The sequence below is a fragment of the Bradyrhizobium uaiense genome (genome assembly GCF_010811875.1).
GTDB classification, from domain to species: Bacteria; Pseudomonadota; Alphaproteobacteria; order Rhizobiales; family Xanthobacteraceae; genus Bradyrhizobium; species Bradyrhizobium uaiense.
This window is the reverse complement of the sequence record NZ_VKHP01000290.1, coordinates 1-10,536: the sequence shown is the minus strand read 5'-3', so window position 1 is coordinate 10,536 and position 10,536 is coordinate 1. Positions and strand designations below refer to the sequence as shown.

The 10,536-nt window shown below is 64.6% G+C and carries 12 protein-coding genes; 4 read left to right on the top strand and 8 right to left on the bottom strand.

What is annotated here, in order from left to right; genetic code table 11:
• Positions 1-257 precede the first annotated feature (257 nt).
• Positions 258-701, top strand: a complete 444-nt coding sequence (gene nikR, locus FNJ47_RS40585) for a nickel-responsive transcriptional regulator NikR (RefSeq protein ID WP_163161711.1) — start codon at positions 258-260, stop codon at positions 699-701.
• Between the two features lie 46 nt (positions 702-747).
• Here the strand turns inward: nikR and FNJ47_RS40580 are convergent, their stop codons facing one another.
• The gene (locus FNJ47_RS40580; RefSeq protein WP_163161709.1) at positions 748-1,695 is read right to left on the bottom strand and encodes a beta/alpha barrel domain-containing protein; all 948 of its coding nucleotides are present in this window, start codon (positions 1,693-1,695) and stop codon (positions 748-750) included.
• 7 nt (positions 1,696-1,702) lie between these two features.
• Positions 1,703-2,875: a CaiB/BaiF CoA transferase family protein gene (locus tag FNJ47_RS40575; RefSeq protein ID WP_163161707.1), complete on the bottom strand. Its 1,173-nt coding sequence runs from the start codon at positions 2,873-2,875 to the stop codon at positions 1,703-1,705.
• Positions 2,876-3,045: 170 nt separating this feature from the next.
• Between FNJ47_RS40575 and FNJ47_RS40570 the strand changes: the two genes are divergently transcribed.
• The 3 genes from FNJ47_RS40570 (at position 3,046) to FNJ47_RS40560 (ending at position 6,364) form a co-directional block, all read left to right on the top strand.
• Positions 3,046-3,969, top strand: a complete 924-nt coding sequence (locus FNJ47_RS40570; RefSeq protein ID WP_163161705.1) for a LysR family transcriptional regulator — start codon at positions 3,046-3,048, stop codon at positions 3,967-3,969.
• A 126-nt stretch (positions 3,970-4,095) separates the two neighbouring features.
• Positions 4,096-5,508 carry an MFS transporter gene (locus tag FNJ47_RS40565; RefSeq protein ID WP_163161703.1) on the top strand — a complete coding sequence of 471 codons (1,413 nt, stop codon included), beginning with the start codon at positions 4,096-4,098 and terminating at the stop codon, positions 5,506-5,508.
• Between the two features lie 103 nt (positions 5,509-5,611).
• Positions 5,612-6,364: a sulfate transporter family protein gene (locus FNJ47_RS40560; protein ID WP_163161701.1), complete on the top strand. Its 753-nt coding sequence runs from the start codon at positions 5,612-5,614 to the stop codon at positions 6,362-6,364.
• Between the two features lie 97 nt (positions 6,365-6,461).
• Here FNJ47_RS40560 and FNJ47_RS53400 read toward each other — a convergent pair whose 3' ends face one another.
• From FNJ47_RS53400 to FNJ47_RS40535, 6 genes are all read right to left on the bottom strand, one after another.
• Positions 6,462-6,848, bottom strand: coding sequence for a serine hydrolase (locus FNJ47_RS53400; RefSeq protein ID WP_206685393.1), 387 nt, complete (start codon positions 6,846-6,848; stop codon positions 6,462-6,464).
• Entirely contained in the window at positions 6,766-7,683 is a 918-nt protein-coding gene (locus tag FNJ47_RS40555; RefSeq protein ID WP_206685392.1) for a serine hydrolase domain-containing protein, read from the bottom strand. The genes FNJ47_RS53400 and FNJ47_RS40555 overlap by 83 nt, the downstream gene beginning before the upstream one ends.
• A gap of 34 nt (positions 7,684-7,717) precedes the next feature.
• Positions 7,718-8,047: a DUF1048 domain-containing protein gene (locus FNJ47_RS40550; RefSeq protein WP_236000381.1), complete on the bottom strand. Its 330-nt coding sequence runs from the start codon at positions 8,045-8,047 to the stop codon at positions 7,718-7,720.
• 17 nt (positions 8,048-8,064) lie between these two features.
• On the bottom strand, positions 8,065-8,394 hold the full coding sequence (locus FNJ47_RS40545) for a helix-turn-helix transcriptional regulator (RefSeq protein WP_163161697.1): 330 nt from the start codon (positions 8,392-8,394) through the stop codon (positions 8,065-8,067).
• Positions 8,395-8,566: 172 nt separating this feature from the next.
• A complete protein-coding gene (locus FNJ47_RS40540; RefSeq protein ID WP_430649466.1) occupies positions 8,567-10,135 on the bottom strand; it encodes a DHA2 family efflux MFS transporter permease subunit in 1,569 nt (522 codons plus the stop codon).
• The coding region (locus FNJ47_RS40535; protein WP_163161695.1) for an isoprenylcysteine carboxylmethyltransferase family protein at positions 10,132-10,536 on the bottom strand (405 nt) is incomplete at its 5' end. The genes FNJ47_RS40540 and FNJ47_RS40535, both read right to left, overlap by 4 nt.

Here is a 10,536-nt window from a genome sequence, read left to right as displayed (position 1 = left end):
TCTCGCCGCAGCATCCATTGCCGCATTCGCGCCGGTCGCCGAAGGACAGACCGTTGTCACCGCTCCGGGGCAGTTGCCACTGGTGACGTCCAAGCGCGCCAGACCGTCGCAGCGTCCACACCATGCCCCCGCATGATACCTGTTACAGTCACGCGACGACCGCGCCAGCCCAACCAAACCCGGCGCAGCAACGCTAGCAAGCACGGTATGACGTTACAATAAAATTATCATACTGACGCCGGCAACACGGACAACCCATGCAACGCATCACCATCACTATCGAGGATGACCTGCTCGCGGAGATCGACGCCGCCGCCGAGGCGCGCGGCTATCAGAACCGCTCCGAGATCATCCGCGACCTCGCGCGCGCCAGCTTGCAGCAGAGTGCCGAGGAGGCGCCGTCAGGGCAATGCGTTGCGGCGCTGGTCTATGTCTACGATCATGCCGCCCGCGACCTGTCTAAGCGGCTGGTGCAGAATTTCCACGGTCATCACGATATGTCGCTGGCGACGCTGCACGTCCATCTCGACGATGACAGCTGCATGGAGGTGACGGCACTGAGGGGCGCGAGCAGCGAGGTCCGCCATCTCGCCGACCACGTCATCGCCGAACGCGGCGTGCGTTACGGCCGCGTCGTGATGATCCCGACCGCCCCCGACAAGAAGCCACGCAAGCGGGGGCGTGGGCACAGGCACGATTGACGGTGCTTACCTCTCCCCGCAAGAGCGGGGCGAGAGAGCAGAACAGCTACGCCGCCTTCGCCTTGGCGCCGCGCGGCAAGCCGGCGCGGGCGAGGCCGCCATAGAGCTGCTCGTTCGGCATCTCGGATTTCAGGATCGCGCGCACCTCGACCAGGCGATCGAGATCGATGCCGGTCGGAAATCCCTTGCTCTCGCAGAGGAAGACGAGGTCCTCGAACACGACATTGCCGGTGGCGCCCGGCGCGAACGGGCAGCCACCGAGGCCACCGAGCGAACCGTCGAGCACGCGGGCACCTTCATCGAGCGCCGCCGAGGCATTGGCGATGCCCATGCCGCGGGTGTCGTGCAGATGCACGCAGACCGGCTTCGATCCCGCGATCTTCACCGCGCCGCGCGTCAGCTCGCCGACCTGCTTCGGCCCGGCATAGCCGACGGTATCGGCAATCGCGACCATGTCGACGCCGACCTCGTAGAGCTTCTCGGTGAGGCGCAGTACCTCGTTCGGATCGACCGCACCCACGATCGAGCAGCCCAGCCCCATCGAGATCGCGGCATTGACCAGCGGCTTGTGCGCGCTGGCGTCGCGCAGCTCGCAGAGGCGCTTGATGTTATCGATCGCGGATTGGCGCGAGCGGTTGGCATTGGCCTGGCTGTGCTCCTCGGTCGCCGACACCACCGAGGCGATCTCGGCGACGCCGGACGCCAGCGCCTCGTTGACGCCGCGCTCGTTCAGCGCCAGCGCGACGCCATGCGCGCCGGGCAGCGCGGCGATGGTGGCGACGATATCGCGGACATCGACGAATTGCGGAAAGGTCTTGGCCGGCAGGAACGAGCCGACCTCGAAATGCCGGACGCCGGCGCCATACTCGTCGCGCACCCAGCGTTGCTTCGCCGCGGTGGACGGGAACGTCTTCACCAGCTGCAGGCCATCGCGCAGACCGACTTCGCGCAGGCTCACTCTGTCGTTGGGATAGATATCGTGGACGCGGGTCATGTCAGCCTCACGCAGCGTTTCCGGTTGATGAAATCTTCTGTTGTCGGGCGAGCTCGGCGCGCACCGCGTCGGTATCGGCGCCAAGCACCGGCACTTTCAGGCCTTCGCCGATATTGTGGCCGTTCCATTCGAGCGGCAGCGCGGGGACGCGGAACGGCTTGCCGTCGGCATTGACGTTGTGAACGAGGCCGCCGGGTCGCAGCACATGCGGATCCCTGAGCAGATCCTCCGGCCGGTTGATCGGCGAGAAGCAGATGTTGAGCGCGTCGAGCCTGGCCGAGAGGTCGGCCACGTTCCAGCCTTTGATCACCTCGGCGACGCGCGGGATGATCCGGTCGCGCGCCATGATGCGGTCCGTGGTCGAGCGCAACGTCGGATCGTCGGCGAATTCCGTCAGACCGAACTCGCGGCAGAAGCTCTGCCAATGACCTTCGGTGACGACGCCGATGAAGATGCGGTCGCCGCCGGCGGCATCGAAGATGTCATAGATCGGCCAGGCATGCTCGCGCTCCGGCATCGAGCGCGGCTTGCGCCCGGTCATCTCGTACTCGACCATGTGCTGGGCGACCAGGAACAGGCAGTTCTCGAACAGGCCGATGCGGATGTCGGCGCCGGTCTGGTTGCCGCCGCGCTTCTGATAGAGCGCGGCGAGAATGGAGATCACCCCGAACATGCCGCCCATGATGTCGTTGGCGGAGGAGCCGACGCGTTGCGGCTTGTCGCTTGTGCCGGTCATCGCGGCGAGCCCCGACATCATCTGCACGACCTCGTCGAGCGCCGGGCGATGATCGTAGGGCCCGGAGAGGAAGCCCTTGTGGCCGGCGATGATCAGATGCGGATATTTCGCGCGCAGCTCGTCGGCGCCGAGCCCCTGCTTGTCGAGCTGGCCGTCGCGAAAGTTCTCCAGGAACACGTCGGCGCTGGCGAGCAGCCGGTGCATGGTGTCGCGGTCCTCGGGCCTGGCCAGATCGAGCACGACGCTGCGCTTGCCGCGGTTGAACAGCGGAAAGAACGAGACGCCCATGCCGCCGAGCGAACGGGTCTTGTCGCCTGCGGGGGGTTCGACCTTGATCACCTCGGCGCCGAGTTGCGCCAGGATCATCCCGCAGGTCGGCCCCATCACCATGTGGGTCATCTCGACGACCCTCACGCCCTCCAGCGGCAGTCCGCTCCCGGTCATCGGTTTCTCCGTGCTCGTTGCGCTCTTGTCTAGACGCGTTTTCTTCAAGCGAACCGGTACCCGCTTCGCTCGAAAACGCTTTGTGATCGGCGCAGGTTAGGCTTCCGCACGCTATCTGAAAAATATAATCTGTCGAATAGTGCATTCGCGGTTCTAGAACGCTGAACCTCATGGATTCGCGCCAGCTTCGCTATTTCATCGCGGTTTACGAGCAACGCAACCTGTCGCGGGCGGCGGATCAGGCCAATGTCGCGCAGTCCGCGCTGAGCCACCACATCGCCAATCTCGAAGCGGAGTTCGCCACGCCGCTGTTCGAGCGCAAGCCGCGCGGCATGGAACCGACCGCGGCGGGCGAGCGGCTCTATGAGCATGCCCGCATCATCCTGCGCGCGATGGCGGCGGCCGAACGCGAGATCAAGGAAGGCGGCAGCGCGATCGCCGGCGACATCTCGATCGGCATGGCCAATTCCGGGATGAAGGCGATCGGCGTGCCGCTGATGCGGACCGTGCTGACGAAATATCCGAACCTGAAGCTGTCGCTGACCGAAAGTCTGTCCGGCGCGACGCTGCTGCACCTGATGGGCTCCGAGGTCGATCTGGCGCTGGTCTACAATCCGCCGTCGGAAAAGGACCTGATCGCCGAACCGGTGCTGGAGGAGCAGATGTTCTGCGTCGGCACCGAGAAGCTTGTCGGCAAGAAAGCGCCGATCACCTTCGAGGAAGTGGCACAGCTGCCGCTGATCCTGTTGCGGCATGGGCTATCGGCGCGTGCATTGCTGGATGACCCCGTGCCGCTCAAGCGGCTCGAGGCCAATGCCATCATGCATCTCAATTCGACCAGCGGCATGATCGGCGCGCTGACCGCGGGCCTCGGCTGCACGATCGCGACGACGCACTTCGTCAGTGAGCCGCTCAAAGCACGGCTGCTGGTCACGCGCGAAGTGATCGAGCCCAAACTGACCCGCACGCTCTATCTTTGCCGCCTGCGCAACCGCCCGATGACCTACGTCATGGAGGAAATGTGCCGCCTGATCCGCGCCCTGATCGCAGACCAGGTCGGCCGCGGCGCCTGGGAGGCGACGCTCCTGATCTGAGATCGAAAATATCGAACGATTGCTTCGATATGTTCGTCTGGATTTCTGGCTTGCGGCTGCCAAACATGCACAACCGGCACGCCTTCGCAAGAAAGGGGGCCACTGGACCACACGGGGAGGACCATGATGAGCGCCGTCGAACTCGGCTCGGTTGCCGATCGCGTCAACACGACAAGCGGACCGGACCAGATTTCACGACGGCTCGAGGCGCTGCCCACGTCCGGCTATGTCTGGCGGCTGGTGATCCTGCTCTCGCTCGGCGGCTGCTTCGAAATCTACGACCTGTTCTTCACCGGCTATATCGCGCCGGGCCTCGCCCGCAGCGGGCTGATGACCACGACGACGCAGGCCTTCTTCGGCTTCTCCGGCATCGGCGCTTTCGTCGCGGCGACCTTCGCCGGCCTGTTCATCGGCACCTTCTGCCTCGGCTTCCTCGCCGATCGTTATGGGCGCAAGGCCGTCTTCACCTGGTCGCTGCTGTTCTACAGCGCGGCGTCGGTGATCATGGCGTGCCAGACCACACCCGGCGGCCTGCTGCTGTGGCGCTTCATTGCCGGAATCGGGATCGGCATCGAGGTCATCACCATCGATGCCTACATCACCGAGCTGGTGCCGAGCTGGATGCGCGGCCGGGCCTTTGCGATCAATCAGGCGGTGATGCTGTCGGCGGTGCCGATCGTTGCCGCGCTGTCGTGGTGGCTGGTTCCGCTCTCGCCGCACGGCATCGACGGCTGGCGCTGGGTGGTGCTGATCGGTGCCGCCGCGAGCATGATCATCTGGGTGCTGCGACTCTACGTGCCGGAAAGCCCGCTCTGGCTGGCCCGGCATGGCCGCGTCGCCGAGGCCGAGAAGATCATGCGGACGCTTGAGGCCGCATCGGGCACCGCCGCATCGCGCCCTGCCCCGACTGCCACGATGGCGCCGGCACGCCCACCGGTTGAAACCGGCTATGCCGACCTGTTCCGGCCGCCCTACGCCTCGCTCGTCGTGCTCTTCATGATCTTCAATCTGTGCCAGGCATTCGGCGTCTACGGCTTCTCCAACTGGGTTCCGGCGCTGCTGGTCGAGAAGGGCATCAACGTCACCAAGAGCCTGCAATATTCCTTCATCATCGCCTTCGCCTATCCGCTGGCGCCGCTGCTGGCCGCAACCTTCGCCGATCGCTTCGAGCGCAAATGGATCATCTGCGGCGCGGCGGTCGCGATCTCGGTGTTCGGCCTGGCCTTCTCGCAGCTTACCGAGCCGGTGCTGCTGATCTTGAGCGGCGTGCTGGTGACGGGGGCCAACATGACGCTGTCCTACGCCTATCACGCCTACCAGACCGAGGTGTTCCCGACCTCGATCCGGGCGCGCGCGGCCGGGCTGGTCTATTCGATGAGCCGGCTCAGCGCGACCTTCTCCGGCTTCATCGTGGCGTTCATGTTGAAAGAGGCCGGCGTCAGCGGCGTGTTCGGCCTGATCACCGCGGCGATGGTCGTCGTGATCATTGCTATCGGTGTCTGGGGACCCGAAGTCCGCGGCAAGCCGCTCGACGCCTAGAGTAGTCCGCTCGAAAACGCTGTTACCGCGACACACGCGGCACTTGCCGAAGCCATAATGGGTGGCTACCTCTCGCTCGTCAATTTGCAGAGGTAACCCAGTCATGTTGGACGCCGCCGTCAAGGCGCTTTCGCAAATCCTGTCGCCGCCGATGCGCACGATCCTGTGGCGCTCGATCGGGCTTGCGCTGGTCTTGATCACCGTGCTGGCGATCGGGCTGCAGCGGCTGCTCAGCTGGTTTGCCGACACTGGCGAGGTCTGGGCCGAAGGCATGCTCGGCCCCAACTTCCATTCCACCCTGCACGTGCTGTCCTGGATCATCTCGATCTCGGCGGGCCTTGGCGTCGTGCTCGGCGGCATCTTCCTGATGCCCGCGATCACCTCGCTGGTGGCGAGCCTGTTCGTCGACGACGTCGCCGACCATGTCGAGCGCGAGCACTATCCGGCCGACCATCCCGGCACGGCGCTGCCGGTCACGCTCGCGACCATCGAGGGCGTCAAGACGGCGCTGCTGACCATCCTGGTCTATGTGGTCGCGCTGCCGTTCGTGCTGTTCGCAGGTGCAGGCTTCATCATCTTCTTCATCGCGACCGCCTGGCTGCTCGGCCGAGAATATTTCGAGCTCGCGGCGATGCGGTTCCGCTCGCCTGATGATGCCAAGGCGATGCGGAAGGAGAATGCGGCGACCGTGTTCACCGCCGGCCTGTTCATCGCGGCCTTCGTCTCGATCCCGATCGTCAATCTGGCGACGCCGCTGTTCGGCATGGCCTTCATGGTGCACATGTACAAGCGGCTGTCGGGCCCGCGCCGCGAATTGATCGAGCCGGCGCGACGCAGCAACGTCCGGTCGGTCTAGAGCCGATCCGGAAAAGCGCATAAGCGGTTTTCCGAAAGGACCATGCTGAAGCAACGAGCTGAAGCGCGACGATGATTCAACCCAATCTCGTCGCGCTTTAGCCGAGGCACTTTCTGACTGCGGACGTCAGCTCAATGGCACGCGGATCGATCAGGGTGGCCGCCCAGAGATTGGTAACGTAGCCGAAACCGACCCGCGATTCGGGGTCGGCAGCCCCGAGCGACCCTCCGCTGCCGGGATGGCCGAATGACGCTGGGCCGAGCAGGGAACTGATAGGCGGGGTCGCCCGCCAAAAGCCCAGCGACATGTTGAACAGGTTCTTCGTGTAGGGCAGCAACTCCGATGGGACGCCGTGCATGCGCGTCCGGTCGGTCTGAACCATCGTCATCGCAGCCACCGTGTCAGGCTGGAGGAGACGGATGCCGTCGACGTCGCTCACCGTTGCAGCGTACATGCGGGCGATGGAGTGGGCGTTGGCAAACATGTTCGCGGCGGGAAACTCCGCCGCCCGATAAGCCCGCGAGTGCATGTTCTCCTCGGTGACGCCGCCCACCGCCCGCCTTCATGAAGGCCGAACCCGGTCCGTAGACATCCTTCACCAAGGTCCCTGCCACGGCGCTGTCCAACCCCATGAGCTTGGCGAAGTCAGTCACCAGGTCTTCGGGGGAGCCGTACGGGAAGGGAGCCACCTCGAGCCGGGCAACCCGCGGCTCGATCTCTTCGGGTAGACCGATCCATGCGGAGAGCTTGAGAGGGCGGGCGATTTCCTCGGCGAAGAATCTGCCCAAGGACTTGCCCGTGATACGCCTGACGACCTCTCCGACGAGGAAGCCGAACGTCATGGCGTGGTAGAGGTGCTCCGTCCCGGGCGTCCAGAGCGGCTTCTGTATTTCCAGCGCGCGAATCAGCGGATCCCAGGCGCACGCCTCCTCGAATGTCAGCGGTGTGTCGACATACGGCAGGCCGGCTTGGTGAGAGAGCAGATACCTGACCGGCATCGTCCCCTTGCCCGCCGCGCCGAACTCCGGCCAATATCGGGTGACGGGAGCATCGAGATCGAGCAATCCACGCTGGACAAGGAGGTGGGCGCACATTGCGGTCGCACCCTTCGTAGTCGATGCGGTGAGCGCAACCGTGTCCTGTACCCACGGACGATTGCTGTCGCGGTCGGCCTGACCGCCCCACAGATCGACCACGGCACGCCCATCGACGTAGACGCAGCATGCGGCGCCAAGGTCCTTTCCTGCTTTGAAGTTGGCGCGAAAGGTGTCCGCCACCTGCTCCCAGCCGTGCTCAACTACGCCGTTGACGTCACTCATTGCCCCGTGCCTCCGCCGGCCGCTCGCTGTTTCGTTACGGTTGGTTGCCTGCGACGCGATCGATGGCTTGGATCAGCCGTTCGCGCTCCCGGATGATCCACTGGCCCACCGGATAGTTCCGACGAAACGCCTCGGCGAACTCCGCGGGGTCTTCACCGACGATCGCGCGGATCGGCGTCTCGCTCGCGGCGCTCTCGTCGAAGAGATCGGCAAGATCCTCCAGCATCGCCAGCAACTCGTCGCCCTTCCCGGGCCCGAAGTACATGAGGTACCGCTCCAACGCATCGATCGCGGTGTGATAGCTTGCGGGAAGCTGCTCCGTGCGCGCCTTGTACTGCCAGTAGCGTTTCTTCTCGTCGATCATCCGTGCGATGAACATGTTCATGCCTTTCTTTCCCGGAGTTGTTCGAGACGTTCCGCGAGGAAGCTCCATGTCCTCCAAAACTCCTCGAGATATTCGTGTCCCTGAGCGTTGAGCGAATAGACCTTGCGCGGTGGTCCCTTCTCGGACGGGACTTTCTCAACGGCGACGAAGCCCTTTTGCTCGTTCCTGACGAGCAATGCGTAGACGGTGCCTTCGGCGATGTCGGAGAAGCCCTGCTCCCGCAAACGTGCCGTGATCTCGTAACCGTAAGCGGGCTGCACGGAGAGGATTGCGAGGACGATGCCCTCCAGCGTGCCCTTGAGCATCTCCGTCATCTGCTTGCTCACGAAGCATCTCCTCGTTCTACTTAGCGTTAATGACTACCGGTATATAGCAGCACTGACTAGTGGTGTCAATCTTCGCCAGTCGGCGAGAGGTGGGGGCGATTCGGAGGGACGCCGGTGGCGATTTCGGTCACCGCCTCCGATGAGAAAGGCGCGTCAAACAACACGGCCGCGGTTAGACCGGATCTGAAGGCACCGATCGTGGAGAGGGCGCACCGTCGCGTGCGAATGGCACCAGCAGCAGGCCCGCGATCGCCACGCAGGCGAGCATCGCCCATGCCTCGTTGACGGTGAGTGCAAGCGACGCCCGCTCGACCAGCGGCCGGATGAACGCCACCGTGGCATCGTCCGGCGGCCCCGGCGGACGGTTGATCAGCAACATCGGATCGAGCCCGATCGCCTGCGCCGCGGTGATATCGCCTGCCAGCAGGCGCGTACGAAAATCCTCGCCATAGATCGGGCTTCGGCCGTAGAGGACGGTATCGATCAAGGCGATCCCGATCGCGCCACCCAGATTGCGCATCAAATTGAACAGTCCGCTGGCGTCGGCGACCTCCGCCTCCGGCAAGTTGCCCAACGCAATGCGCGTCGGCGGCAGCAGGCAGAACATGATCGCGACGCCGCGCATGACCTGCGGCCCGAACATCTCGCCGAAATCCGCGGTGCGCGGTTGAAAGGCACTGAGGCCGAGACCGAACGCGAACAACGCGAAGCCGGCGGCGGTCAGCAGAAGCGCGCCGACGCGACTTTCGAGGATTGCCGCCAGCGGCGCGGCGACGAGCTGCGCAACGCCGGTGACCAGCATGATGGTGCCGATCTCGAAGGCGTTATGGCGGCGGACGAAGCCAAGGAAGACCGGCATCAGATAGGTCGATCCATACAGGCCGATGCCGAGGCAAAAGCTCAAGCCACAACCGATCGCGAACGAGCGCCGCCTGAAAAGGGTCAATCGCGCGATCGGATACGTCACGCGGAGCGTGCGCCGGATCAGCAGCGCCATCCCGCCGATGCTTCCGACCAGCAAGCTCAGGCAAAGCATCGAAAGCCAGCCGCGCTGCGGCGCTTCCTTCAGGCCGATCATGAAGCTTGCGAGCGCGGCTGCGAGCAGGACGAGCGACCATTTGTCGAGTCTCGACAACGCGTGGAGATGCACGCCCTCTCTCGGCAGCAGCGATGGCGTGACCGTGGCCGCAATCGCCCCCGGGACCACATTGATCAGGAACAGCCACGGCCACGACCAGGTTTGCGTGATCCAGCCGCCGACCACGGGTCCAACGGTCGGTGCCAGCACCGCGACGACGCCGCCGATCGTGGTGGCCACCGCATGAAGGCGCACCGGAAACAGCGTGAACACGGCAGAGAACACCGCGGGGATGAGGACGCCGCCGGAGAATCCCTGCAGCACGCGAAACACCAGCAGCACGGCAAAGCCGCCGCTGAAAGCGCCGCCGATCGACGCGATGGTGAACAGGCTCACGGCAACGACGAACAGCCATCGCAACGACAGCACGTGCGTAAGCAGCCCGGTCAGCGGGATCGCGATCACCTCCGCGATCAGATAGGCGGTCTGGATCCAGCTCATCGCCGAAGGCGAGATCGCCAGCGCATGCTGGATCGTCGGCAACGAGGTCGCAACCACCTGGATGTCGAGGATCGCCATGAACATGCCGAGGCACATCAGGAGGAAGCCGGCCCAGGTCGCGACCGATGGACTGTCGGTTAGATGCTCCGCCCGGCCGCTCATGGCGTGCTGATGCGCGGCCAGGCGGAAACCGAGAGGGCACGGGTCTCGGCACGAATTCGGACTGCAAGCACCGCGAGATTGAGCACGGTGAAGATCAGCGCCAACGCCGGCAGATGCAGCGCGAGCGGGAGCAGCGCGATTTCACCGACGACGACGGCATAGTTCGGATGCGGGAAATATCGGTATGGCCCGGATGCCACCAGCGGCGCGCTCGGCAACACGATGATCCGCGTGGTCCATCGCGGCCCGAGCGCGGCCAAGATCCACAGCCGCAAGCCTTGCAGCACCAGAAAAGCCGCCAGCGCAGCCAGGTTGACGTCCTGGTTGCGACCAAAGACCCACAGCGCGATCAGCCAGCCGGCGTGAACCAGCACAATGAGCGGGTAGTGATCGGCGCCGAC